General features: G+C 35.4%; 37 protein-coding genes. 31 read left to right on the top strand and 6 right to left on the bottom strand.

The window, feature by feature from the left end:
- Nucleotides 1-124: 124 nt before the first annotated feature.
- On the top strand, nt 125-1,075 hold the full coding sequence (locus RVY88_RS02705; protein ID WP_185860441.1) for an ABC transporter ATP-binding protein: 951 nt from the start codon (nt 125-127) through the stop codon (nt 1,073-1,075).
- A 9-nt stretch (nt 1,076-1,084) separates the two neighbouring features.
- On the opposite strand, the gene RVY88_RS02710 is transcribed toward RVY88_RS02705, so the two are convergent.
- Both RVY88_RS02710 and RVY88_RS02715 read right to left on the bottom strand, forming a co-directional pair.
- Nucleotides 1,085-1,714 (bottom strand): tetratricopeptide repeat protein, encoded by a 630-nt coding sequence (locus RVY88_RS02710; protein WP_162167596.1) that lies wholly within the window; start codon nt 1,712-1,714, stop codon nt 1,085-1,087.
- A 121-nt stretch (nt 1,715-1,835) separates the two neighbouring features.
- A complete protein-coding gene (locus tag RVY88_RS02715) occupies nt 1,836-2,780 on the bottom strand; it encodes a cation diffusion facilitator family transporter (protein WP_317051259.1) in 945 nt (314 codons plus the stop codon).
- Nucleotides 2,781-3,099: 319 nt separating this feature from the next.
- Here RVY88_RS02715 and RVY88_RS02720 point away from each other — a divergent pair, with 319 nt between their 5' ends.
- From RVY88_RS02720 to RVY88_RS02735, 4 genes are all read left to right on the top strand, one after another.
- Nucleotides 3,100-5,169 (top strand): ribonucleoside triphosphate reductase, encoded by a 2,070-nt coding sequence (locus RVY88_RS02720; RefSeq protein WP_002847939.1) that lies wholly within the window; start codon nt 3,100-3,102, stop codon nt 5,167-5,169.
- Between the two features lie 212 nt (nt 5,170-5,381).
- Nucleotides 5,382-6,746, top strand: a complete 1,365-nt coding sequence (locus tag RVY88_RS02725; RefSeq protein ID WP_011731678.1) for a nicotinate phosphoribosyltransferase — start codon at nt 5,382-5,384, stop codon at nt 6,744-6,746.
- A 10-nt stretch (nt 6,747-6,756) separates the two neighbouring features.
- Complete coding sequence (nrdD, locus tag RVY88_RS02730; protein ID WP_162167578.1) at nt 6,757-6,918, top strand: anaerobic ribonucleoside-triphosphate reductase; 162 nt, start codon at nt 6,757-6,759, stop codon at nt 6,916-6,918.
- Nucleotides 6,912-7,583 carry an anaerobic ribonucleoside-triphosphate reductase activating protein gene (locus RVY88_RS02735; RefSeq protein WP_162167577.1) on the top strand — a complete coding sequence of 224 codons (672 nt, stop codon included), beginning with the start codon at nt 6,912-6,914 and terminating at the stop codon, nt 7,581-7,583. Before nrdD ends, RVY88_RS02735 begins: the two co-directional genes overlap by 7 nt.
- 48 nt (nt 7,584-7,631) lie before the next feature.
- On the opposite strand, the gene cdtC is transcribed toward RVY88_RS02735, so the two are convergent.
- The 4 genes from cdtC to RVY88_RS02755 all read right to left on the bottom strand — a co-directional run bounded on the left by cdtC (nt 7,632) and on the right by RVY88_RS02755 (nt 10,692).
- Nucleotides 7,632-8,180 carry a cytolethal distending toxin subunit Cf-CdtC gene (gene cdtC, locus RVY88_RS02740; protein WP_042960141.1) on the bottom strand — a complete coding sequence of 183 codons (549 nt, stop codon included), beginning with the start codon at nt 8,178-8,180 and terminating at the stop codon, nt 7,632-7,634.
- On the bottom strand, nt 8,180-8,980 hold the full coding sequence (gene cdtB / locus RVY88_RS02745) for a cytolethal distending toxin nuclease subunit Cf-CdtB (RefSeq protein ID WP_002847942.1): 801 nt from the start codon (nt 8,978-8,980) through the stop codon (nt 8,180-8,182). The genes cdtC and cdtB overlap by 1 nt, the downstream gene beginning before the upstream one ends.
- 8 nt (nt 8,981-8,988) lie before the next feature.
- Nucleotides 8,989-9,810, bottom strand: coding sequence for a cytolethal distending toxin subunit Cf-CdtA (cdtA, locus tag RVY88_RS02750; RefSeq protein WP_002847943.1), 822 nt, complete (start codon nt 9,808-9,810; stop codon nt 8,989-8,991).
- Nucleotides 9,811-10,203: 393 nt separating this feature from the next.
- Complete coding sequence (locus tag RVY88_RS02755) at nt 10,204-10,692, bottom strand: type II secretion system protein (protein ID WP_162167576.1); 489 nt, start codon at nt 10,690-10,692, stop codon at nt 10,204-10,206.
- 167 nt (nt 10,693-10,859) lie between these two features.
- Between RVY88_RS02755 and RVY88_RS02760 the strand changes: the two genes are divergently transcribed.
- The 26 genes from RVY88_RS02760 (at nt 10,860) to map (ending at nt 24,885) form a co-directional block, all read left to right on the top strand.
- Nucleotides 10,860-11,882 carry a ribonucleotide-diphosphate reductase subunit beta gene (locus RVY88_RS02760; protein WP_002847947.1) on the top strand — a complete coding sequence of 341 codons (1,023 nt, stop codon included), beginning with the start codon at nt 10,860-10,862 and terminating at the stop codon, nt 11,880-11,882.
- A complete protein-coding gene (locus tag RVY88_RS02765) occupies nt 11,872-12,534 on the top strand; it encodes a carbon-nitrogen hydrolase family protein (protein ID WP_065843861.1) in 663 nt (220 codons plus the stop codon). The genes RVY88_RS02760 and RVY88_RS02765 overlap by 11 nt, the downstream gene beginning before the upstream one ends.
- A gap of 57 nt (nt 12,535-12,591) precedes the next feature.
- Nucleotides 12,592-13,221, top strand: a complete 630-nt coding sequence (locus RVY88_RS02770; protein ID WP_002847951.1) for a protein-L-isoaspartate(D-aspartate) O-methyltransferase — start codon at nt 12,592-12,594, stop codon at nt 13,219-13,221.
- A 71-nt stretch (nt 13,222-13,292) separates the two neighbouring features.
- Complete coding sequence (locus tag RVY88_RS02775; RefSeq protein ID WP_317051261.1) at nt 13,293-13,946, top strand: superoxide dismutase; 654 nt, start codon at nt 13,293-13,295, stop codon at nt 13,944-13,946.
- A 455-nt stretch (nt 13,947-14,401) separates the two neighbouring features.
- Entirely contained in the window at nt 14,402-14,713 is a 312-nt protein-coding gene (gene rpsJ / locus RVY88_RS02780; protein WP_002847957.1) for a 30S ribosomal protein S10, read from the top strand.
- 18 nt (nt 14,714-14,731) lie between these two features.
- Nucleotides 14,732-15,310: a 50S ribosomal protein L3 gene (rplC, locus tag RVY88_RS02785; RefSeq protein WP_002847959.1), complete on the top strand. Its 579-nt coding sequence runs from the start codon at nt 14,732-14,734 to the stop codon at nt 15,308-15,310.
- Nucleotides 15,307-15,921 carry a 50S ribosomal protein L4 gene (gene rplD, locus RVY88_RS02790; protein ID WP_002847960.1) on the top strand — a complete coding sequence of 205 codons (615 nt, stop codon included), beginning with the start codon at nt 15,307-15,309 and terminating at the stop codon, nt 15,919-15,921. The genes rplC and rplD overlap by 4 nt, the downstream gene beginning before the upstream one ends.
- Before the next feature lie 2 nt (nt 15,922-15,923).
- The gene (locus RVY88_RS02795; RefSeq protein ID WP_002847963.1) at nt 15,924-16,205 is read left to right on the top strand and encodes a 50S ribosomal protein L23; all 282 of its coding nucleotides are present in this window, start codon (nt 15,924-15,926) and stop codon (nt 16,203-16,205) included.
- A gap of 1 nt (nt 16,206) precedes the next feature.
- A complete protein-coding gene (rplB, locus tag RVY88_RS02800) occupies nt 16,207-17,037 on the top strand; it encodes a 50S ribosomal protein L2 (protein WP_162167574.1) in 831 nt (276 codons plus the stop codon).
- 2 nt (nt 17,038-17,039) lie between these two features.
- Nucleotides 17,040-17,321, top strand: a complete 282-nt coding sequence (gene rpsS / locus RVY88_RS02805) for a 30S ribosomal protein S19 (RefSeq protein WP_002847965.1) — start codon at nt 17,040-17,042, stop codon at nt 17,319-17,321.
- A gap of 9 nt (nt 17,322-17,330) precedes the next feature.
- Entirely contained in the window at nt 17,331-17,663 is a 333-nt protein-coding gene (gene rplV, locus RVY88_RS02810) for a 50S ribosomal protein L22 (RefSeq protein ID WP_002847968.1), read from the top strand.
- A 1-nt stretch (nt 17,664) separates the two neighbouring features.
- On the top strand, nt 17,665-18,363 hold the full coding sequence (rpsC, locus tag RVY88_RS02815; RefSeq protein ID WP_002847979.1) for a 30S ribosomal protein S3: 699 nt from the start codon (nt 17,665-17,667) through the stop codon (nt 18,361-18,363).
- A gap of 2 nt (nt 18,364-18,365) precedes the next feature.
- A complete protein-coding gene (gene rplP / locus RVY88_RS02820) occupies nt 18,366-18,791 on the top strand; it encodes a 50S ribosomal protein L16 (protein ID WP_002847980.1) in 426 nt (141 codons plus the stop codon).
- Complete coding sequence (gene rpmC, locus RVY88_RS02825) at nt 18,778-18,963, top strand: 50S ribosomal protein L29 (RefSeq protein ID WP_002847981.1); 186 nt, start codon at nt 18,778-18,780, stop codon at nt 18,961-18,963. The genes rplP and rpmC overlap by 14 nt, the downstream gene beginning before the upstream one ends.
- Nucleotides 18,964-18,985: 22 nt before the next feature.
- Entirely contained in the window at nt 18,986-19,231 is a 246-nt protein-coding gene (gene rpsQ, locus RVY88_RS02830) for a 30S ribosomal protein S17 (protein WP_370510335.1), read from the top strand.
- Nucleotides 19,231-19,599: a 50S ribosomal protein L14 gene (rplN, locus tag RVY88_RS02835; protein WP_002847983.1), complete on the top strand. Its 369-nt coding sequence runs from the start codon at nt 19,231-19,233 to the stop codon at nt 19,597-19,599. Before rpsQ ends, rplN begins: the two co-directional genes overlap by 1 nt.
- A complete protein-coding gene (rplX, locus tag RVY88_RS02840) occupies nt 19,599-19,832 on the top strand; it encodes a 50S ribosomal protein L24 (RefSeq protein ID WP_002847984.1) in 234 nt (77 codons plus the stop codon). The genes rplN and rplX overlap by 1 nt, the downstream gene beginning before the upstream one ends.
- A gap of 2 nt (nt 19,833-19,834) precedes the next feature.
- Complete coding sequence (gene rplE / locus RVY88_RS02845; RefSeq protein WP_002847986.1) at nt 19,835-20,377, top strand: 50S ribosomal protein L5; 543 nt, start codon at nt 19,835-19,837, stop codon at nt 20,375-20,377.
- Nucleotide 20,378: 1 nt separating this feature from the next.
- Nucleotides 20,379-20,564, top strand: coding sequence for a type Z 30S ribosomal protein S14 (locus RVY88_RS02850; protein WP_002847988.1), 186 nt, complete (start codon nt 20,379-20,381; stop codon nt 20,562-20,564).
- Between the two features lie 10 nt (nt 20,565-20,574).
- Nucleotides 20,575-20,970 (top strand): 30S ribosomal protein S8, encoded by a 396-nt coding sequence (gene rpsH, locus RVY88_RS02855; protein WP_002847989.1) that lies wholly within the window; start codon nt 20,575-20,577, stop codon nt 20,968-20,970.
- 121 nt (nt 20,971-21,091) lie between these two features.
- Nucleotides 21,092-21,628, top strand: a complete 537-nt coding sequence (gene rplF / locus RVY88_RS02860) for a 50S ribosomal protein L6 (protein WP_162167573.1) — start codon at nt 21,092-21,094, stop codon at nt 21,626-21,628.
- 9 nt (nt 21,629-21,637) lie between these two features.
- On the top strand, nt 21,638-21,994 hold the full coding sequence (gene rplR / locus RVY88_RS02865; RefSeq protein ID WP_002847994.1) for a 50S ribosomal protein L18: 357 nt from the start codon (nt 21,638-21,640) through the stop codon (nt 21,992-21,994).
- Between the two features lie 14 nt (nt 21,995-22,008).
- A complete protein-coding gene (gene rpsE, locus RVY88_RS02870; protein WP_002847997.1) occupies nt 22,009-22,452 on the top strand; it encodes a 30S ribosomal protein S5 in 444 nt (147 codons plus the stop codon).
- A 9-nt stretch (nt 22,453-22,461) separates the two neighbouring features.
- Complete coding sequence (gene rplO / locus RVY88_RS02875) at nt 22,462-22,863, top strand: 50S ribosomal protein L15 (protein WP_010402709.1); 402 nt, start codon at nt 22,462-22,464, stop codon at nt 22,861-22,863.
- A complete protein-coding gene (gene secY, locus RVY88_RS02880; RefSeq protein ID WP_162167572.1) occupies nt 22,863-24,125 on the top strand; it encodes a preprotein translocase subunit SecY in 1,263 nt (420 codons plus the stop codon). The genes rplO and secY overlap by 1 nt, the downstream gene beginning before the upstream one ends.
- A 1-nt stretch (nt 24,126) precedes the next feature.
- On the top strand, nt 24,127-24,885 hold the full coding sequence (gene map / locus RVY88_RS02885) for a type I methionyl aminopeptidase (protein WP_002848003.1): 759 nt from the start codon (nt 24,127-24,129) through the stop codon (nt 24,883-24,885).
- The last annotated feature ends 117 nt before the right edge of the window (nt 24,886-25,002 follow it).

Here is a 25,002-nt window from a genome sequence, read left to right on the forward strand (position 1 = left end):
AAAAGTGAGAAATATTATAGCATAAATTGATTTAATATTATAATGTTTGATCAATGATATTAAATATCATTAAATATTTTAATGTATAATAGCTCAAATTTATTTAGGAGAGAATTTGCAAGAGATACTAAAAATTAGCCATTTGAGTAAAAAATTCGGAAATAACACTGTTTTAAAAGATATAAATCTTAGTTTAAACTCAGGCGAGATACTGACTATTTTAGGCGGTAGCGGATGCGGTAAATCAACTCTTCTTAGAATAATAGCAAATTTAGAAACCGCAGACGGCGGAGATATCGAGCTTTTAGGTGATGAGGTATGTAAAAATGGAGTATGCAGTAAAAATAAAAAAGTAGGTATGATGTTTCAAAACTATGCTTTGTTTCCGCATATAAACGTATCTGAAAATATCGCTTTTGCGCTTCACGCTTTACCAAAATATCAGAGAAATCAAAAAGTTTTAGAGTTGCTAGATAAGTTTCACATAAGCGAGTTAAAAGATAAAATGATAGATAAAATCAGCGGCGGTCAAGCTCAAAGAGTAGCTTTTGCAAGAGCCGTGGCAAATGAGGAGCGGCTTTTGCTTTTAGACGAACCATTTGCAAATTTAGATTCACATTTAAAAAATATGCTTAGAAATGAGCTAAAAGCTATGATAAAAGAGAATTCGTTAAGCGCTATAATGGTCACTCACGATAAATTTGACGCGTTTTTGCTAAGCGATAAGATAGCTCTCATATCAAGAGGTGAAGTTTTGGCTTGCGCAACGCCAAGAGAACTTTATTTCGAGCCAAAAATGGCTGAAATAGCTAAGTTTTTAGGCGATATAAACGAGATAACCGCAGACGCTGCTTTAAGTTTGCCAGATAAATTTAAAAACTGGTTAGAGGCAAAAAATTTTATGTTTAGACCAGAAGAGATAATAAGCTCAAATGAGTTTGAAGCTAAAGTTATAAGCTCACAGTTTTTAGGTGCGAATTATAAACTTGAGCTTGATTTTATGGGAGTTAGATTTCATACTTTTGTAAGTTCGATCTATGATATAAATAGTAGTTTTAAATTTGGTTTAGCTTAAGTTTTTTGCTTAATCTTGTTTTTGACTAAGCATGTTGCAGCTCTCACAAGCATCTTCAAATCCCATTTCGCATGCATGACAAAAATAGTCTTTTGCTTTGATAGCATCTTGTTCTATGCCGCTTTTTTCTGAGTAGATAAAATACATTAGCGCTAGATAATTACATCCGTTTGCCTCTCCCATTTCACACGCTTTTTTAAATAATTCCATAGCTTTATAGTAGTCTTTTGATATAAAGTTTCCATTTGCATACATAATCCCAAGCTCGCTACAACTGATATAATGTCCCATTTCACACGCTTTTTCATATAACTTTGCAGCTATTTGGCGGTTTTGCTCTACTGCGTTACCGTTTTCGTACATTACTCCTAGATATCCGCAAGCTTTTGCTTCTCCGCCATTGCAGGCTTTTTGAAATAATTTTACGGCTTTTTTATAATCTTGCTTTACGCCTTGATTTAATACATATAAATTTCCAAGAGTATAACAGCTGTTCATATTTCCTTTATTGCACGCTTTTTGAAAGCTTATGACCGCACTTTTGTAATCTCCTTTTTCGTATGCTTTCAAACCGTTTTCATAATCTTTGCAAAACGCTAAAACAGTACTTAAAATATAAACCAAAACTAGCTTTTTCAAATTTATATCCCTTTAAAATAAATACAATATTATAAATTTATCATATTAATTTTTAAATCCAACTTATCATGCGACCGATTTTTATATATTTGTAAATGCCGTTTTATTTTAAATTTAATCTCTAACTCTCCCGCCACTCGGGTTGGATAGTTATGTGACCTATTTCGAGTCTATTTTTTAAACTAAGAGATAGATCGTTGATTATTTCATCAAATTTAAAAATATTATCCTTGTTAAGAACTATATGAGCAGTCAAAACGTACATTTTATGAGTTATTTCACTTATATGTAAGTCATGCACGTCTAAAACTAAAGGGTTTTCTAGCATAACGTTTTTTGCTGCGTTTATATCTATAGGAGATGCTTCTAATAGTATGTTCATACTGTCTCTTGCTAGAGAAAATGACCATTTAGCTATTATGATAGCGATAAATAGAGCCAAAGCACTGTCTATCCACCATAAATTTGTAAAATATACTATTATGCCGCCTAAAATTATAGCTACAGAACTTAATAAATCGCTCATCATATGAGCAAAACTTGATTTGATATTTAAATTACCCATATCCCCTTTTAGCATTATTAATCCAGTCGTGATATTTACTCCTAGACCTATCGCAGCCACTATAAGCATTGTACCTATCTCGATCGGTTCTGGATTTATGAGCTTAACAATGGCTTCATACACTATAAATAGACCAAAAACAGCTATCAAAATCGAGTTTATAAAAGCCGCTATCGTCTCAAGTCTGTGGTATCCAAATGTTTTTTGCTCACTGCTAAAGTTAGAAGCAGCCCATATGGCAAACCAACTAAGCCCCAAAGCTATTACGTGCGATAGCATATGCAAAGTATCGCTCATAAGCGCTAAAGAGTTTGTGATTAGCGCATATACAAATTGAAATATCATAGCGGCAACTGTTATAAAAAGGCTGATTTTGAGAACTTTTTTATTTGTATTTGCCGATGAGTGAGAGTGTGAATGTGCGTGATGGTGGTCACTTGCGTGATCGTGACAACTCTGCTCAAGCGGTTTGTGTGTTATATGTCCATATACGCATTGCATATTTTGTCCTTAGTTTTTAAAATTTAATTTTAATTTAGCACAAAATTACTTTAAAAAAGATAAAATAACTCTTTAAATTAGTAATTTAAATTTATATAAAATATTTAATTAAATAATTTAAGTTTTATTTTAATAATTTTTCTAATTTTATTATAAAACTATGGATTTATCGATACTATTTATTTCATAAAGCTTAAAAAATAATGATAAATTTATTTTTAAATGATATTTGATATCATTGGTAACAATATTGTAATTATATTTCTTAAGCTTTGTAAAACTTAAAAGAATATATAATCCCAGCCAAAAAGGATTAAATTTGAAGATAATTAAACGCGATGGAAGTTTGCAAGATTTTGCAAGTTATAAAATAGAAAATGCGATAACAAAAGCTTATAAAAGTGCTCTTAAAGAACCAAATACGGCGCTTATCAAAAAAGTATTGTCTGAGGTAAAAGACAAAATGAGCGTAGAAGAAATTCAAGATATTATAGAAAAAGCTCTTTTTGATAGCGGTGATTTTACAGTAATGCGAAATTTTATGCTTTATCGTCATACTCATACTATGCAAAGAGACGGTGAGCTTGACGAAAGAACGACTTATATAAACTCGACTCAAACTATAGAAGAGTATATCGGAAAGTCTGATTGGCGTATTATGGCAAACTCAAATACGAGTTATTCAAACGCCGGACTTATCAATAACACCGCTGGAAAAGTCATTGCAAATTATTGGTTAGATGCTGTTTATAGCGATCATGAAGGAGCGGCTCATAGAAACGGAGATTATCATATACATGACCTTGATTGTTTGACTGGATACTGTGCTGGTTGGAGTCTTAGAGCCTTGTTAAATGAAGGATTTAATGGTGTTAGAGGCAGGGTCGAGAGCAGAGCGCCGAGTCATTTTAGAGAGGCTTTATCTCAAATGGCGAACTTTTTGGGAATTTTGCAAAGCGAATGGGCTGGAGCGCAAGCATTTAGTAGCTTTGATACATATCTTGCGCCGTATGTTTTTAAAGATCGATTAAGCGATATAGAAATCAAAAAAGCTCTTACTAGCTTTATTTTCAATCTAAATGTGCCGGCACGTTGGGGTCAAAGTCCATTTACGAATGTTACTATAGATATAACTCCGCCAAGCGATCTTGCCGATCAAATTCCTACAAAAAACAATGAGCATCTATTTTTAAATTTAAAAGATAACGAACTTGAAAAACTTTGCAAACAACGCGGTAAAAATAGTTTAAAAGATATGACTTACTCGGATTTTAAACCTGAAATGGATAGGATAAATATAGCATTTTATGATATTTTAACTACCGGAGATAAGTGTTCGCAGCCATTTACGTTTCCTATACCAACTGTAAATTTGACTGAGGATTTTAAGTGGGATAGCTCTGTGGCTAAAAAGATATTTGAAAATACCGCAAAAATGGGTTCGAGTTATTTTCAAAATTTTATCGGAAGTCAATATACGACAGATGAAAACGGCAATAAAATACCGAATGAAAAAGCTTATAAACCGGGTGCCGTTCGCTCTATGTGCTGTAGGCTTCAGCTGGATTTAAGAGAGCTTTTAAAACGCGGGGGAGGTCTTTTTGGAAGTGCCGAGATGACCGGAAGTATCGGCGTAGTTACTATAAATTTAGCGCGCCTAGGATATCTGTTTAAAGGTGATAAAAGTGCATTTTATGCAAGACTTGATGAACTGCTAGAGTTGGCAAAAAGTACTCTTGAAAAGAAGCGTAAATTTATAAATGAGATGTATCAAAGGGGACTTTATCCATATACCGCTAGATATCTTAGAAATTTTAATAACCATTTTAGTACAATAGGAATAAACGGCGCAAATGAAATGATACGCAATTTCACTGATGATAAAGAAAATATAACGACCAAATTCGGTATAGGGTTTACAAAAGAACTTATAGAATATCTAAGAGCTAAAATGATAGAGTTTCAAAGAACTACCGGAAATTTATATAATCTTGAAGCGACTCCTGCTGAAGGAACAACTTATCGCTTTGCTAAAGAAGATAAAAAACGTTATCCAGACATCATTCAAGCTGGATTTGATGATAAGGTGTATTATACAAACTCTACTCAGCTTCCGGCTGATTTCGGCGATGATCCTTTCGAGGCTTTAAATTTGCAAGATGAACTTCAAAGCAGTTATACGGGTGGAACTGTTTTTCACCTTTATATGCGTGAAAAACTAAGCAGTACAAAGGCTTGTCAGCATTTAGTGAAAAATATAGTGGAGAATTATAAACTTCCATATATTACGATAACTCCCGTGTTTAGCGTGTGTCCAAAACACGGGTATATCGCAGGCGAGCATGAGTATTGTCCAAAATGCGATGAGGAGATTTTGAATTTGGCCTAAGTTGTATTTTTAGTACTTTTTATGGGGATAAACCGTTTGTTTTATCGCTTTAGTGTGCCTTGGGTGCTCATGGTTTCAAACCGTAAAATCATCTAAAAATACTTTGCTGAGCAAGATTTGTTTTTAAGGCATTGGAAAAGCGTTATTTAAATTTGAATTATCAAATTTAAGCCCTTTTTTGATAAAATCGCCAGAAAATTTAAAGGTAAGATATGAATTTGATACTAAACACAGACGGCTATAAACCTTCACATTATCTTCAGTATCCAAACGATATAAAATACGTAAGCTCTTACATAGAATCGCGCGGCGGTAGGTGGAATAGAGTACTATTTTATGGTTTGCAAATGTTTTTAATGGAGTATCTAAGCAAGAAAATAACACAAGATGATATCTTAGAAGCTAAAGATTTTATGAAAATTTACGGACTTCCTTTTAATGAAGAGGGCTGGAGATATATCGTAGATGAACACGGCGGCGCACTTCCTCTTGAGATAGAAGCGGTAAAAGAAGGTAGCATAGTTCAAACAGATAATGTGTTGTTGCAGATACGAAATACCGATCCAAAGCTTCCATGGTTGGCAGGTTACTTAGAAACTGCTATTTTAAGGGCTATTTGGTATCCAGTTGCTGTGGCTACGAATAGTTATTTTTGCAAACAAAACATTTTGCAATTTTTAAATGAGACCGGAACTCCTGAGCTTATCGACTTTTGTTTGCATGATTTTGGTGCGCGCGGCGTGAGTAGCTTTGAGAGTGCGGGGATCGGCGGAAGTGCTCATATGGTAAATTTTAAAGGCTCAGATACGATAACTGGAGCCGTATTTGCTAAAAAGTATTATGACGCCGATATGGCGGCATTTAGTATCCCGGCAAGCGAGCATAGTACGATGACTACTTGGGGAAAAGAGCGCGAAAATGAAGCTTATAAAAATATGGTGGATAAATTTAGCAGTGGTATTTTTGCTTGCGTGATAGATAGCTACGATACGCTAAATGCGATAGATCTTTGGGGAAAGTTATTTGATGAGGTAAAAGCTAATGGCGGTCGCGTCGTGCTTCGCCCAGATAGCGGAAATCCAGTAACTATGGCTAGTGAGTGCTTAGAAAAGATGATGGATATAGCTGGATTTAGCGTAAATCAAAAGGGTTATCGCGTACTTCCAAATCACGTCAGACTGATTTATGGAGACGGTATAAATCCGCAAAGTTTAGTCGATATTTTAAACGAGCTAAAACTTAGAAAGATAAGCGCGGACAATATAGTTTTTGGTATGGGTGGAGCGCTTTTGCAACACCTTAACCGCGATACTCTTAGATTTGCTATGAAAGCAAATGCAGTATCAAAAGACGGTGAGCATTGGATAGATGTAAAAAAAGATCCTATCACCGATCCTTCAAAACGTTCAAAATCTGGACGTCTTGCGTTGGTGAGAAAAGGAAATTTGTTTAAAACGGTTCGATTAAATGAGCTAAAAAAAGAAGAAAATAAACTAAAACCGGTTTTCAAAGACGGTAAAATTCTAAGTAAAGTAAGTTTTGATGATATCAGAGCTAGGGTTAAAGAATTTAATTAAAGGAGAAGATATGATAAAAGAAGAGATACTAGCCAAATTTAAAGACAAACGTACAAAATGCGTGGTTTATACCAGAGTTATGGGCTATCATAGACCAGTTGAGAGCTTTAATCTTGGCAAACAAGGCGAGCATAAAGAGAGGATCAAGTTTTTAGAACCTACTAAATGCTAGACAAATTTATCTACGATATCACGCCTTTTAGCGTTGTTGATTATCCTGATGAACTCGCTGCTATAGTGTGGTTTGCGAAGTGCAATATGCGCTGCGTTTATTGCTACAACAAAGATATAGTTTTGGGTGAGGGCAAGTTTGATATGCGCTATCTAAGCGAGTTTTTAAATTCACGCCAAAACCTTTTAAGTGCGGTAGTTTTAAGTGGCGGGGAATGCACTAAAAGTTTGCATTTTAGTGATGTTTTGAAGCTAGCTAAGAATCTTGGATATAAAACCAAAGTCGATACGAATGGAAGTAGTCCTGAGATTATAGAAGAAAATTTGAGTTTGGTCGATTTTATATCACTTGATTTCAAAGCTCCAAAGGCTAAATTTGAAGCTATAACTGCGTCGAATTTATATGATAAATTTATAAAAACGCTTCAAACTTTACTAAAAAACAGAGTTGAATTTGAGTGTAGAACGACTATCCACGCAGATATGCTAAACGAAAACGATATCAGTGATATGGTAAAAGTTTTAAGTCAAAACGGTTATGATAAAACTTACTATCTGCAAAACTTTTTTGAATCCTTAAATTTAGGGAATTTACAAAAACCAAAAACCAAATTCGATCCGAAGTTGATAAAATCAAATTTAAACATAGAACTTAGGAATTTTTGATTTGGATTAAAATTAGGTAAAAGCCGTTTTTAGCTTTTACCGACTGTTTTATCTAATTACCTTAGCTTCACTAAGCGGCGGTGAAAATACAAAAAGTTGTTTAGGCTCTATGTCGACAAAAAATTCTAAAACGCAGCGTACTAGTCCTACTCTATCTTCGATCGGCACGTTTGGATTTTCAAATGTTCCTAAGCACTCGTTTGTTTTTAGAACTAGTGATCGCAGCTGCATAGCTCCACTACTTGTAGGGATGATCTGAAAAATAGTCTCAAACTCTCCGCTATCGTAGTCTTGCTTGCAGTTTTTTAGTGCTAAAAATCCGCTAGGAGCGATCTGAAGGCACATTTTTACGTCGGCTGCTACTTGAAATTGCACGTATCCAAAAGGAAAAGAATTTGCAAATTTATCTACTTTTTTTATCTTAGGATCTACTCCTAAATCATTTAAAAACCAGTTTTGGTAATTAAACTGCCCTGAAAATCGCTTTATATTTATAGGAATTCCGGTGTTTGCATTGCGTATTTGAAAAGCGTCGGTTATGTTTTCGTTTGCAAAACTTATGCTTACAAATAAAAATATTATTGCTAAAGCTTTCATTAGTTATCTCCAAATTTTCTAAAATTTACCGGAAAATGGTCCGAAACTAGGTGAGTCCGCAGGTTTGCTAGCATCAATACTGCTACAAGCGTAGTTCGGACAAGATCTCCGGCTGAGTTTCCAACTATAGCCCAGTCAAGCGTTCCGCCGCTTCTTTGAGTAGGCGCCGGAGGTGCTAAAAACGTTACTCTGACGCGAGTTTCTAATCCAAGAGTTCCTCTTAAACTCTCAGGTGAGCGGTTAAAATCGCCTAAAATCATCCAAGTGATATTTGGCATATTTCTAAATCTGTCAAATACTGAATTTATTATCGCCGGAGCATCGACTCCGCCATTTGCTAGAGCGTGTATGTTGAAAAATACGTCGTTTCCTATTCTTATACCTATGAGCGGACGAGAAGCTACCGTAGGAGGCGGCAAGATGATGATTTCATCGGCTTTTATGCGTGAAACGATTGCTAAATTTACTCTATTTGCCCCTGTGTCGATTTGAGCATAATATATATAGACTTGGAACGGTCTAGATATACTGCCTAGCTGCCATAAATGCTCAGTTACGATCGTGCCGCCTTGATTTATGCTCCTACCTGTAGGAAGAGCTGTTTGAGGTAAATTTCCTGCTTCTTGAACGGCTAATATATCTGCTGGATTTTCACCGCTAATTATTTGACGTACGCTTATATTCCATTTGCTTTCGGTTATAGCCGAACTGCCTTGCAAATTCCAAGTAGCAATTTTATAATCTTCTGGTTTTGCAAAGCCTAAAGTTGCTATAAATATAATCATAATAACATTTCGCATTTTTACTCCTAATAAAATAGTCTTCCAACTTGCGGCGGCGGGAGCAAATACCATTGTTGATCGATAGTATCAGTGCATTTTGTCGTAAGATTTATCGCCCCAAAAACGTCAAAACCGAATAGATTATTAACAGGCGTTTGCAAGCACGAATTAGTAGCTTTGTTATAAATTTGTACGGCTCCGTTTGTCATTGGACGAAACGTAAATTTCTGAAAAGGATTATCTTTATTGCAAGGTGAGTGAATTACTCCGTTTTTATAAGTATTTATGCAAGTCGTGCGAGTGTTGAAATTTACTATCATGACTTCATTATTTGGTAGTAAAATTAGACGCCAAACACGATATCCTCCTAAATTGCCGCTTTCATAGAGCGAGTAGCCCCATAACCAGTTTCCAGGAGATGTATACCAAATAGTGATCACAACGCCGTTTGCACCCATTATCACCATAAAATCGCTTGTTCTATCAAATAGATCAGGCGGGATACCTTGTAGACTGATAGTCGGTTGTTTGAAATTCAAGTCCGGTTTACTAAAAGCACTTGAAAACATCGGACCATGTGTTAATGAGTTCATTACAGGCAAATCCACTTTTTTAAGTAGCGATGGCGTTCTAGTCGGCATAGGATTTGTAAAATTTGATGTTAGAAGAGTTGGAAAATCGCCTAAATTTAGCGGATCTGGATCATCCGTTTTGCCAAAAATGCTTCCTAATGGATTTATTTTTTGAGTGCTTACATTTGTCGTTTTTGATGAGCAAGCACTAAAAAGAGCGATACAAAATAGTAAAATAAGACTATTTTTAATATGCTTGAAAATAATTTTAGTCATAAATTTCCTTTTTTAGTATTTTTTGATTTTGGTAATTTTTAAAATATCATTTTGGCTGAGTAGATTTAATAGCCGCAAAAGTTTTTTCATAAAATTTACCTATAATGATATTTGTAAAATTTAATAAATAAAAATAAATAAATTTTAAATACATACCAAAATTATAACTTCATAGTCGAAAATTTCGTCATATAATATATTAAAATTTATTTGTATAAAATTTAAGTTGTTGTGAAATTTGAAAAATTTATATTCATAATAAAAATATTTATAATTCAAGGATGATTTATTCAGATCGTTACTTTTCGTATTTAAATTTGATTTTCCGATATTTATTATAAAATTTGAATTTATTATATATTTCAGTTATATAAAAATTATCCAATTATAAATTTAACTGTTTTTTAATATGCTATCTCCGCCTAATTGAATTCCGTTTTGTATCCACTCTTTCATTGTAGGGTGAAGATAAAGAGCGTTGCAGGTCTTTTTCCATGAGATAGATGATTGCTGCCACATGGTTTTAAACTTTATCGTGCTATTATCAATACTATAAAATAAGCATTCAACTGCCCAAGGGTGCTCTTTAGCACCGCGTTTAATCGCCTCAAAATCAGATAATGTCGAGTCATCTCCTATTAATAATCTTAAATGGAGATAACTATCAACTTCGTTTTTATCGGCATTTAATTTTTTATTGACTGAGCTATTTGATATATAGATAGAGTTTATTTTATCAAATGTATTTTTTATATCGACTACTATTTTTGCCACTTCGGCATCCGTTCTTGACATTGTAAGTTTTGGTATACTAACACTTGCTAATAAGCCGGTAATAACTATAACAAATGCTAATTCTACCATCGTAAATGCTTTTTTCATCGGTAATCCTTTTTTTAATTTGAATTCTAATACCAATGTAATTAATATATTATCAATAATTATTAAAAAGCATGCATTATTATTTTATTTTCATAAATTTGTATTCAAAGTTATTTAATACTTTTTTGGATAAAATCTAATCTACTTTAAAATTTGAAAGATTTATTATGAATAGAAAAAAAATTTATAATCCAAGCTCAAACGAGACTTTAAACGATAGAAAAGTATTTGGTGGAAATCCGCATGGAATTCTAAACTTCACAAAAGCAAAATACACATGGGCGCTCAAGCTTTGGGATCTTATGGAAGCAAATACCTGGTTTCCAAAAGAGGTCGATACCACCGATGACGTGCGTGACTACGCATGTAATCTCACGACCGCTGAAAAACGCATGTATGACTTAGTTTGGAGCCAACTCATTTCTATGGATAGTTTTCAGACAAACAATCTAGCCGATAACATAAATCCTTATATCACAGCTCCTGAGATAAATGCGATCTTAGCGCGTCAAGCTTACGAAGAGGCAAATCACTCAAAAAGTTACGCCGTAATGGTAGAAGCGATCTGCGATAACACGGATCTGATTTACGAAATGGAAAAATACGACGACGTTTTACGTAAGAAAAACGACTATATCTCAAGCGTATATGAAGAGCTTGCGGGCGAAGTTACGGATGAGAAACTACTTCTTGCTATGGTGGCAAATCAAATTTTAGAAGGCGTGTATTTTTACAGTGGATTTACAGCGATTTACGCACTGGCGCGCGCCGGAAAAATGCTAGGAAGCGCTCAGATGATACGCTTTATCCAAAGAGATGAGATAACTCACTTACTTTTGTTTCAAAACATGATAAACTCAGTGCGCAAAGAGCGTCCAGATCTATTTACAAGCGAAGTCGAAGCTAAAATTTACGAGATGTTCAAAAAAGCCGGAGACCTTGAAATAGAGTGGGGAAAATACATCACTGGAAATCAGATAATGGGCTTTACCGATGATATTATAGAGGAGTACATCCACTATCTCGTTGATGATAGGCTGACTTCTATCGGGCTTAAAAAGCTTTATAACGCAAAACATCCTATAAAGTGGGTTGATGATTTTGCTAAATTTAACGACCAAAAGAGTAATTTCTTTGAAAGTAAAGTTACGAATTATAGTAAAGGAAGCCTTACTTTTGATGATTTCTAGCCTTAGATCTTTAACTCTTGATTCGCTTGGTGTGGTAAATAGGGCTAGTGAGCTTTTAAATTTAGTAAAAGATATAAAGCCGGGCGAATTGGCGTTAGGCAGTGAGCTTTGCGTGAGCGGATATGAAAGTTTGGGTGATAATTTTGAAAACGCTCTAATAGCGAATTTAAAAAAATCGCTTTCTAACGGTGCTTTTTTCGGTTTTACTCATTTTAGTGATGGTTTTAACGAATTTATACTTTTAAATGGCGATAAAGAAATTTATAAACAGAAAAAAGCGATTTTATTTACTCCGAATTTAGAACAAGATAAGTTCAAAGCTGGAAAAGTTGAAGATATAAATTTATTTGAACTTGAGGGCGTTAAAATCGGCGTTTTGATCTGCTTTGAGCTACGTTTTACTGAGCTTTGGGAGAAATTAAAAGGCGCGGATATCATTCTCGTGCCATCGCTTTGGGGAAAAGGACGCAAAAGGCATTTTGAAATTTTGTGCGAAGCTTTAGCCTTACAAAATAGATGCTACGTGGTGGCTTGTAGCGATAAAGATCTAAAATTCGAAGCAGTTTTTAAGCCAAATGGTCACATTGCCAAAAGCTCTGAGTTTGAACCAAATTCGGCTAATGAGTTTAAAAAATCTTTAGGACTCGTTTAATTTAAATACTACTATAAGCAAATTTTATGTATAATTTCCCTTTGTTGAAGGGAAAAAATGGATAGTTTAGAGCGTGCCAGATGTCAAAAAATGGCTGATGATATAGCCGATGTTATAGAGCTGACGCCTATGGTTTATAAGGCGTTTTGTAGTACTCCACGTACGGATTTTGTTCCGGTTTCGATCAATGCTTTTAAGTTAGATGCTCATCCGATTGGAGGCAATCAATGGATTAGTTCGCCTCTAACAGTAGCTAAAATGACACTTGCTTTGGAAGCTGAAAATTGCGATAATATACTTGAGATCGGTTGCGGAAGCGGATATCAAGCTGCAATTTTAAGTATGCTTGCTCACAGAATTTTTAGTATTGAGCGTATAGAAAAACTTGCAAATGAAGCTAAGCTAAAGATGAAAAAACTCGGTTTTAATAATGTAAATATAAGATATGACGATGGAAACGTAGGCTGGAAAAGTTACGCTCCATATGATAGAATAATACTTAGCTGTGCTTGTTTAGGTGTTCCGACTAGGCTTTTTGAGCAGTTAAAAGATGGCGGAATTTTAGTAGCTCCTATTAAAGAAAATAGTAAACAATTTATAGTTAAATTTAAAAAAAATGGCTCAAATTTAGAAAAAATAGTTCTTGATGAGTGTGAGTTTGTTCCTTTATTAGATGGTAGAGAGTAGTTTTTAAGAGTATATTTCTCTTATTTAACTTTTTTGTGTATAATTATGCTATCAAAAATAATTAAGGAGAAATTATGGAATTAAGAACACTGCCTTTTAATCCGGCTACAAATGCTGTCGTAAGTGAAGAAACCTGTAACTATCATTATGGAAAACATCATCAAACTTACGTAAATAATTTAGACAACCTCATAAAAGGTACGGATTTTGAAGGTGCCGATCTTTTTGAGATTTTAACTCACTCTGAAGGTGCGATTTTCAATAACGCTGCTCAAATTTACAATCATGATTTTTACTGGGATTGTATAGCTGCTAAGACAGATATTAGCGATGAGTTAAAAGCTGCTTTGCAGAGTGATTTCGCGGATTTTAAATCTGAGTTTTTAAAGAGCGCTACTACTTTATTCGGTGCCGGATGGACTTGGCTTGTTTATAATCCAAATTCACATAAACTCGAGATAAAAAACACTAGTAACGCAGGAACGCCGGTAACTGAAGGTTTGATCCCACTTTTAGTAGTTGATGTGTGGGAACATGCATACTATATCGATGCTAAAAATGCAAGAGCTGCTTATTTAGAGAAATTTTATGAAAATATAAATTGGGACTTTGTAAGTGCTGCTTATGAATGGGCTAAAAAAGAGGGTTTAAGCTCGGTTAAATTTTATATAGATGAAATTTATAAAGGTTCGGGCTGTTGCGGTGGACATTGCGGTTGTCATTAAGATATAATTGACTTATAACATTTATATAAATTTATAAATTATAGCAGAACCGGCTTTGGTTCTGCTTTTTTAATCTATTAGTGCTAAAAAATTGATTTGAAATAGTATAATAAATTTGCTTATTTAGCAATCTTTCTATAACCTATAATCTATAATTTTTACCGTTAACTAAACTTTAAATTTAGCTTTTGAACTCAAAAATCTTTTAAATTTAAAATATGCAAAATAGCTTTAAATTTTAATTTATTCCTTTTTTAAAGGAAAATATTTATAAAAAATGTATAAAAATCAACGTAAAATTTGCTATTTACACTCTGTTTTGGATATAATACGCGTCTTTTGATGAGAAGGCTTAGCCTTACTTGTATGCTTATTCTAACCCAAATAAAGCCTATGCAAGCTTGATTATATCAAAAGGTCACGTGTCGTGACAAGTTATTTTTAAAGGAAAAACAATGGAAAGAATTAGGCTTAAGCTAAAAGCTTATGACCACAGAGTTCTAGACCGTACAGTTGCAGCTATCGTAGAAGCTGTTAAAAGAACTGGAGCCGACGTAAGAGGTCCAGTGCCAATGCCTACAAAGATTAAACGCTATACAGTGTTAAAATCTCCACATGTTAATAAAGATTCTCGCGAACAGTTCGAGATGAGAATTCATGCTCGTATGCTAGATATCGTAGCAGCTACTCCTGATACAGTTGATAGTTTAACAAAACTTGACTTAGCTCCAGAAGTTAATGTCGAAGTTCGTGCTATGGGCAAGTAAGAGTAAAAGGAATAAATGATGGAATATATTGTAGAAAAAATAGGCATGAGTAGAACTGTTTCAGCTCCTAGTACTCCTGTAACTCTGCTTAGGCTAGTTCCTGCTAAAGTTTGCGAGCTAGGCGAAGGCGGTAAAGCTATAGTGGCTTATGCGCACACAAAAGCAGATAACAAAGCTATAAAAGGTCAGCAAAAAAAATATGGTTTGAGTAGTGAATTTAATTCATTTGCTACTTTAAGCGTTGCAAATAGCGAAGCTGGCGATTTAGACGTAAATCCACTAAATGAAGCAAAAGTTTTAAAAGTAAGTTTTAATACTAAAGGTAGAGGCTTCCAGGGCGTTATAAAAAGACACGGATTCTCAGGCGGTCCAGCAAGTCACGGCTCACGTTTTCACAGACGTCCGGGATCTATAGGAAACTGCGAATGGCCAGGTCGTGTTCAGCCAGGTAGAAAAATGGCAGGGCATTACGGCAATGAGAAAACTACAGTTAAAAATGAAGTAGTGAGCTTTGATAGTGCTAATGGAATTTTGGTTTTAAAAGGTTCAGTACCAGGATTTAACGGTGCTATGGGTAGAGTAAGGATAGTCAAATGAGTAAAATAGCCGTTTTAAACGAAAAATTTGAAAAAACAAGCGAGATTGAACTTCCAGCAAGTTACGCTGAAGTAAATTCGCATAATTTATATTTATATGTTAAAAGCTACCTTGCTGGTATAAGAGCAAATTCAGCCCACACTAAAGGTCGCTCAGATGTAAGTGGTGGTGGTAAAAAGCCTTGGAGACAAAAGGGTCGCGGCGGTGCTCGTGCTGGTTCAACTAGAACTAACGTATGGGTAGGCGGTGCAGTTGCATTTGGTCCAAAAAACAACAGAAATTATGATCAAAAAGTTAATAAAAAACAAAAAAGACTTGCTCTTGAGTTTGCTTTAAATGACAAAGTTGCAAACGGCAAATTTTTTGCGGTTGATAGCATAGAAATATCAAGCGGCAAGACAAAAGATGCAGCATCTATCATCAATAAACTCGGTGTAAGAGATGCACTTATCATCAAAAATGAACTTGATGCAAAAACACTTTTAGCATTTAGAAATTTAGCAAATTGCTACGTTATAGATGCTAGCGAAGTAAATGCATATTTGGTTTCAGTTTATAGTGCGGTTATAGCTGAAAAAGCAGCACTACAATCTATCGTAAAAGAGGGCTAAAAATGGCAGATATAACAGATATCAAAACTATACTTTATACAGAAAAGACTCTTGGCCTTCAAGAACAAGGTGTAGTGGTTATCCAAACTTCACCAAAAATGACTAAAAACGGTCTAAAAGAGGTGCTAAGAGAGTATTTTGGCGTAACGCCGCTTAGAGTAAATTCATTAAGAATGGACGGAAAAGTTAAGCGTTTTAAAGGAAGAGTCGGCGTAAGAAACGACTTCAAAAAATTCTATGTAAAATTACCAGATGGCGTTAGCCTAGAAAATGGGGAGGCGTAAGATGGCTATAAAAAGTTTTAAACCATATACTCCAAGCAGAAGATTTATGACAGGTTTGTCAAGCGAAGATATAACTGCTAAACCAAGCGTTAGAAGCTTACTTGTAAAAATTCCGGCTACCGCAGGTAGAAATCACAATGGTAGAATCACAAGTCGTCATAAAGAAGCAGGCGCAAAAAAACTTTACCGTATAATTGATTTTAAAAGAAAGAAATTTGGTATTCCTGGAAAAGTTGAAACTATCGAGTATGATCCAAATAGAAATTGCCGTATAGCTCTTATATCTTATACCGACGGCGAAAAAAGATATATTATTCGCCCTAGCGGTTTAAATGTAGGTGATGTTATAAGCTCAGCTGAAAGCGGACTTGATATAAAACCAGGTAATGCTATGAAGTTAAAAAGTATCCCTGTTGGTACAATAGTTCATAACATAGAGCTTAAGCCGGGCAAAGGCGCTCAAATGGCTAGAAGCGCAGGTGGTTATGCTCAACTTATGGGTAAAGAAGAAAAATATGTTATTTTAAGACTCCCAAGCGGTGAGATGAGACAAGTTTTAGCTGAGTGTATGGCTACAGTCGGCGTTGTTGGAAATGAAGATTGGGCAAACGTAACTATCGGTAAAGCAGGTCGTAATCGTTATAGAGGAATTCGCCCTCAAACTAGAGGTTCTGCGATGAACCCGGTAGATCACCCACACGGCGGTGGTGAAGGTAAGAAAAATTCAGGTCGCCATCCTGTTACTCCATGGGGCAAACCAACTAAGGGTGCTAAAACTCGCCGCAAAAAAGCTAGTGATAGACTTATAATATCAAGAAGGAAAGGTAAATAACGATGGCTAGATCGCTAAAAAAAGGTCCATTTGTCGATGATCATGTTATGAAAAAAGTTCTAGCTGCAAAAGCTGCTAATGATAATAAGCCGATAAAAACTTGGTCAAGAAGAAGCATGATAATACCTGAAATGATAGGTTTAACATTTAACGTTCATAACGGTAAGGGTTTTATTCCGGTTTATGTAACAGAAAATCACATAGGTTATAAACTCGGTGAGTTCGCACCAACACGCACATTTAAGGGTCATAAAGGCTCTGTGCAAAAGAAAATAGGTAAGTAAGGGGAAGTTATGAGTAGAGCTATTATTAAATTCATAAGACTATCTCCAACAAAAGCTAGACTTATAGCAGATGAAGTACAAGGAATGAACGCAGAGCTTGCACTTGCAAGTTTGAGTTTTATGCCTAATCGCGGCGCAAAATATATCGCGAGTGCTATCAGCTCAGCTGTAGCTAATGGCGGATTTGAGCCAGAAGAGGTAGTTGTAAAAAGTTGTAGAGTAGATGCTGGTCCGGTTCTTAAAAGATTTAGACCACGTGCAAGAGGAAGCGCTAGTAGAATTAGAAAACCAACTAGCCATATTCTTGTAGAAGTATCTAAACCTGAAAGTAAGGAAGCATAAAATGGGACAAAAAGTTAATCCAATAGGCCTTAGACTAGGTATCAATAGAAACTGGGAGTCTAGATGGTTTCCATCAAAAGCGACTTTACCAGAAAATATAGGCGAAGACTATAAAATAAGAAAATTCCTAAAAACTAAGTTATATTATGCTGGTGTTAGTCAAATTCTTGTTGAAAGAACAGCTAAAAAACTTCGCGTTACCGTAGTTGCGGCTCGTCCAGGAATCATAATAGGTAAAAAGGGCGGAGAGATTGAAAATTTGAGATCTGAAGTTACAAAACTTGTAAATAAAGATATCGCTATCAATATCAAAGAAGAGAGAAAAGCAGGAAGTTCAGCTCAATTGGCAGCAGAAAACGTAGCTATGCAGCTTGAGCGTCGTGTTGCTTTCCGTCGCGCTATGAAAAAAGTTATCCAAGGTGCCCAAAAAGCTGGTGCCAAAGGTATCAAAGTTTCAGTTGCTGGTCGTTTAGGCGGAGCTGAAATGGCTAGAACAGAGTGGTATTTGGAGGGTCGTGTGCCGCTTCATACGCTAAGAGCTAGAATAGATTACGGCTTTGCAGAAGCCCATACTACTTATGGTAACATAGGTGTTAAAGTTTGGATCTTTAAAGGCGAAGTACTTCAAAAAGGTATTCAAGCCGATAAAAATGAAGATACATCACCAAAAAAACCAAGACGTGCTAGAAGGGGTAAATAGTTATGTTATTACCAAAAAGAACTAAATATCGCAAAATGATGAAAGGTCGTAACCGCGGCTATGCAACAAGAGGAGTAGATCTTGCTTTGGGTGAGTTTGGACTAAAGGCTGTTGAAGCTGGTAGAGTAAATTCACGTCAGATAGAATCGGCTCGTCAAGCATATACTCGTCATGTGAAAAGACAAGCTAAAACTTGGATCAGAGTTTTTCCAGATAAACCTATTACTAAAAAACCTCTTGAAACTCGTATGGGTAAAGGTAAAGGCGGTGTTGAAGAGTGGGTTATGAATATAAAACCTGGTAGAATTATATTTGAAATGTCTGGAGTTAGTGAAGAGCTTGCTCGTGAGGCTTTAACTCTTGCAATGCACAAGCTACCATTTAAGACTAAGTTTGTAACTAAAGAGAGCGAAAATGAAGTATATTGATATAAGTGCAAAAAGTATGAGCGAACTTAACGCTTTATTAAAAGAGAAAAAGGTGCTTTTATTTACACTTAGACAAAAGCTAAAAACTATGCAGCTAACTAACCCAAACGAGATCGGCGAGACTAAAAAAGATATCGCTAGAATTAACACTGCAATTAGTGCTGCGAAATAAGGGGCGAACAATGGCAGTAGAAATGAAAAGACAAATTCAAGGCGTTGTCGTTGCAAAGGCTGGTGATAAGACGGCGACTATTCTTGTTGAAAGAAGAGTTATGCACCCAAGATATCACAAATTTGTAAAACGCTTTAAAAAATACCTAGTTCATGATGAAAAAAATGAACTAAAAGCAGGAGATACTATATCTGCTGTTGAGTGCAGACCACTAAGTGCTAGAAAAAGCTTCCGCTTACAAGCGGTTTTGAAAACAGGAGTTGAATAATGATACAAAGTTTTACAAGACTAGCAGTAGCTGATAACAGTGGCGCAAAAGAGCTTATGTGTATAAAAGTTTTAGGCGGTAGCAAAAGAAGATATGCAAGCCTCGGCGATATCATCGTTTGCTCAGTAAAAAAAGCTCTACCAAACGGTAAAATAAAAAAAGGTCAAGTAGTTAAAGCAGTAGTAGTTAGAACGAAAAAAGAGGTCCAAAGAGCAAATGGATCACTTATTAGATTTGACGAAAATGCAGCCGTTATACTTGATAATAAAAAAGAGCCAGTAGGCACTCGTATATTTGGCCCAGTTGGTAGAGAAGTAAGATATGCAAACTTTATGAAGATTGTATCTCTTGCACCGGAGGTTCTATAATGGCAGTTAAATATAAAATTAAAAAAGGCGATGAAGTAAAAGTAATCGCAGGTGATGATAAAGGTAAAGTTGCAAAAGTTATTGCGGTTTTGCCAAAAAAAGGTCAGGTAATAGTTGAGGGTGTTAAGGTTGCTAAAAAGGCGGTTAAACCGACCGAGAAAAATCCAAATGGTGGATTTATTAGCAAAGAGATGCCTATTGACATTTCAAATGTTGCAAAAGTTGAGGGATAAGTATGAGACTAAAAGCAAAATATAATGAGAGCATTAAACCGGCTCTAACAAAAGAGTTTGATATAAAAAACCCTATGCTTATCCCGGCAATTGAGAAAATTGTTATCAGCGTTGGAGCAGGCGAGGGCGCAAAAGATCAAAAATTACTTCAAAATATGGCTGATACGATATCTTTGATAGCTGGTCAAAAAGCAGTTGTAACAAACGCTAAAAAATCAGTAGCTGGATTTAAGGTTCGCGAGGGCTATCCTGTAGGTATCAAAGTCACTCTAAGAAAAGAGCAAATGTATACATTTTTAGATAAACTTGTAAGCGTTGCTTTACCAAGAGTTAAAGACTTCCGTGGTCTTCCAAGAGATGGATTTGATGGTCGTGGAAACTACAATTTTGGTTTAAATGAACAATTAATGTTCCCAGAAGTAGTATATGATCAAATTTTAAGAACACATGGTATGAATATAACTATAGTTACAACAGCGGGTGATGACAAACAAGCATTCAAATTACTTGAATTGTTCGGCATTCCATTTGCAAAAGGAAAGTAATATGGCAAAAAAATCAATGATAGCAAAAGCAGCACGCAAACCTAAATTTAGCGCGCGCGGATATACTAGATGTCAAATTTGTGGTCGTCCACACTCTGTTTATAAAGATTTTGGAATTTGCCGTGTGTGCCTAAGAAAAATGGCTAACGAAGGACTAATACCTGGTCTTAAAAAAGCAAGTTGGTAAGGGAAGCAAGATGATAAATGACTTAATTTCAGATGGACTAACACGCATTAGAAACGCTAGCATGAGAAGACTCGATACAACAAAACTTCTTCATTCAAATGTTGTTGAAGCAACTTTGAAAATTTTAGCCAATAAAAGCTATATAGAGAGTTATAACGTTGTTGAAGAGGGAAATAAAAAGTTTATTAACGTAGTTTTAAAATATGACGAGCGTGGAAGAAGTGTTATAAATGAATTAAAAAGAGTTTCAAAACCAGGTCGTAGAGTTTATCAAGGTAGAGATGAGATCAAAAGATTTAAAAACGGTTACGGAACTATCATAGTAAGCACAAGCAAAGGTGTTCTAAGCAACGACGAAGCCCACAAAGCAGGTGTCGGCGGCGAAGTACTTTGCACAGTTTGGTAAGAGTTGAATTAGCCTTTTAAATTTGTAGTATTAAATTTAAAAAAGGCTAAATCTTTTTTATGGCATTGGGTATCCATTCGTTTTATGTAGAAATACCCTAGACAAATAAAAAAGGAAAAAGATGTCAAGAATTGGAAAACAACCGATATCTATCCCAAATGGTTTAGATGTTAGTTTAAAAGGTAGTGTTTTGGTTTTTAAAAAAGGCAACAACACTAAAGAGCTAGATACTAAAGGTAATGTTAATATCGAAGTTAAAGACGGAAATATCATATTTACAAGCAAAGGCGATGATAGACAAAGCAGGGCTTATTGGGGAACTTATAGAGCTTTAGCGAACAACGTTGTTGTTGGTCTAACTACTGGATTTACAAAACAACTTGAGATAAACGGTGTCGGTTATAAAGCAGCTGCAAAAGGTAAAGTTTTAGAGCTTGCGCTCGGTTTTTCTCACCCTATAAATTATGAACTTCCAGAAGGCATAGAGATAAGCGTGGAAAAAAATATTATCACTATCAAAGGAAGCGATAAACAAGTTGTTGGTCAAGTAGCAGCAGAAGTTAGAGGATTTAGACCGCCAGAACCATATAAAGGTAAAGGTGTTAAATACGTCGAAGAGCGCATAATCTGCAAAGCCGGCAAAACATCTAAGAAATAAGGGTAAGTAATGGTAGCAAATGTATTAAAAAGAAAAATATCTCTAAGAATTAAGAGAAAAAGAAGAATCAGAGCTAAAATTAGCGGTACACCGTCTTGCCCGAGAATCTCAATCTTCAAATCAAATAGAACTATATATGTTCAAGCGATCGAAGATATTAATGCAACAACTCTTTGTGCAAGTGATGGTAGGAAGCTTGGTATAAAGGCAAACAAATCTGGAGCAGCAGTTTTGGCTAAAGATATCGCAGGTAAGCTAAGTGCAAAAGGTATAAACGAAGCAGTATTTGATAGAAACGGCTATCTATATCATGGCGTTGTTGCGGCTTTTGCTGAAGCTTTAAGAGAAAATGGCATTAAGCTATAACGCAAGGATTGTTGATGGAAAAGTATAATAGAGAAGAATTTGAAGAAGTAATCGTCGACATCGGTCGCGTTACAAAAGTTGTTAAGGGCGGTAGAAGATTTAGATTTACGGCTCTTGTGGTAGTAGGCGATAAAAAAGGTCGTGTAGGTTTTGGTTTTGGAAAAGCTAAAGAAGTTCCAGACGCTATGAAAAAAGCGGTTGATGACGCTTTTAAAAACATAGTTGAAGTAAAACTAAAAGGCAGTACGATTCCTCATGATATTGAAGTTAAATTTAACGCAAGTAGAATCTTGCTAAAACCGGCTAGTGAAGGTACCGGAGTTATCGCCGGTGGTGGCGCACGTCCTGTTGTAGAGCTTGCAGGTATAAAAAATATACTTACAAAATCACTTGGTTCAAACAACTCTGCAAATGTTGTTCGCGCTACAATTAAAGCGCTTAGTATGCTAAAAGGTTAAGGAGAGAGCATGGGACTAGAAAATTTACAAAAAGCTAATGGCTCAACTCGCAATACTAAAAGAATCGGTCGTGGTCAAGGTAGCGGTTGGGGTAAAACCGCTACAAAGGGCGGTAAAGGTCAAACCGCTAGAAAAGGTTATAATGAAAAAAGAGGTTTTGAAGGCGGACAACAACCGCTTCAAAGAAGACTTCCAAAAGTCGGCTTTGCTTCTAAATTTGTAAAACCTTATGCCATAAACGTAGATAAAAATGAAGGTATTAAAACTTTAAGCGAAATTACGCTTGATAGCCTTAAAACAGTTCATAAATTTTCAAATAGCATCAAAAAAGTTAAGCTTATTGGTGCGGGTGCTAAAGATTTAGCAAGCAAAATAAAAGACGAGAACATAACCGTTACTGGAAATAACTAATGAATAAAACATTAATCAACAAGATACTTATTACGCTTGGATTTTTGTTTGCTTACAGAGTGCTGGCTTATGTGCCAGTACCTGGCGTCAATGTTGATGTCATAAAAGAATTCTTTACTTCAAATAGTAACAATGCCTTAGGATTATTTAATATGTTTAGTGGTAGAGCAGCTGAACGTTTGAGTATTATTTCACTGGGTATTATGCCTTATATCACAAGTTCGATTATTATGGAGTTATTAGCAGCCACATTCCCTACTCTTGGAAAGATGAAAAAAGAGCGTGACGGTATGCAAAAATATATGCAAATCATCCGTTACGCAACTATAGTTATAACTATTATCCAAGCTGTAGGAGTGAGTATAGGTTTGCAAAGCCTTACTGGACGAGGCGGCGAGCAAGCTATTATGATAGATATAAATCTATTTATAGCTATAAGTTGTATCTCTATGCTAAGCGGAACTATGCTTCTTATGTGGATAGGTGAGCAGATAACTCAAAGAGGTATCGGTAACGGTATAAGCCTTATTATATTTGCTGGTATAGTAAGTGGAATTCCTAGTGCTATTGGCGGAACTATAAATTTAGTAAATACCGGAGAGATGAACTTTTTAGTTGTTATTGGTATAGCTCTTGTTATACTTATAACAGTAGGAATAGTAATCTTTGTAGAGATGGGTGAAAGACGTGTTCCGATCTCATACTCAAGAAAAACGGTAATGCAAAACCAAAATAAGAGAATAATGAACTACATTCCGATTAAAGTAAATTTAAGCGGTGTTATTCCTCCTATCTTTGCTAGTGCGATTCTTATGTTCCCGGGCACGATTTTGCAAGCAAGCACAAATGAGTTTATACTGGCTATAAACGACTTTTTAAATCCAAATAGCTACTTTTTCAACTTTTTAACATTTTTGTTTATTCTATTTTTTGCATATTTTTACGCATCTATTACGTTTAATGCAAAAGATATCAGCGAGAATTTAAAAAGGCAAGGCGGATTTATCCCAGGAGTCAGACCGGGCGAGAGTACGGCTACATATCTTAACGAGGTTGCTAGCAGACTTACTTTAACCGGATCTGTTTATCTAGGACTTATCTCAACACTTCCTTGGATTTTGGTTAAATTTATGGGAGTACCGTTTTATTTTGGCGGAACAAGTGTTCTTATAGTCGTTTCAGTAGCGCTTGACACGATGAGAAAAATAGAGGCTCAAATTTACATGAATAAATATCAAACATTAAGTGCGGTTGGACTTTAATATGGGGATATCTATTAAAAATGCAAAGGATCTAGAACAACTAAGAGCGGCAAATAAAATTGTCGCTAATACTCTTGATTATCTGCATAACTATATAAAGCCTGGAATTTCTTTGTTGGAAATTGATAAAATTTGCGAAGATATGATAAGAAGTGCCGGTGCAAAACCGGCTTTCAAAGGGCTTTACGGTTTTCCAAATGCAGCTTGCATAAGCGTAAATGAAGTGGTTATCCATGGTATTCCAAATGAATATAAACTAAAAGAGGGCGACATAGTAAGTGTGGATATCGGCTCAAATTTAAAAGGATATTTCGGCGATAGTGCTAGAACATATCCAGTCGGTAAAATCTCAGTTACTGATGAAGCTTTGATAGCTTGCAGTAAAGATGCTCTTTATTTTGCGATTGAGTATATAAAATCCGGAATGCATTTTAAAGAGATTTGCTATGAGCTTGAAAATTTTATATTAAATCGAGGATTTGTTCCATTAAAGGGTTTTTGCGGTCATGGTATAGGAAAACGCCCTCACGAAGAGCCAGAAATTCCAAATTATCTTGAGGGAAATAATCCAAAAAGCGGACCAAAGATCAGAAATGGAATGGTTTTTTGCATAGAGCCTATGATATGTCAAAAAGATGGTACACCAGTTATCGCAGATGATAAATGGACTGTGACGAGCAAAGATGGTCTTAGAACTAGCCATTATGAGCATTGTTTAGCGATAATAGACGGTAAAGCAGAGATTTTAAGTCAAATTTAAAGTTTTTAACTTTGTCTTTTTTGACTATGTTGTGTTGGTTTTTAAATTTAGTCAATCACTGATGTTAAGTTTGCATCACTCTAAATTTAAAAATCGCCTTGCTTGGTAAAAATACCT

The sequence above is a fragment of the Campylobacter sp. TJR-1 genome, from assembly GCF_032840035.1.
GTDB classification, from domain to species: Bacteria; Campylobacterota; Campylobacteria; order Campylobacterales; family Campylobacteraceae; genus Campylobacter; species Campylobacter fetus.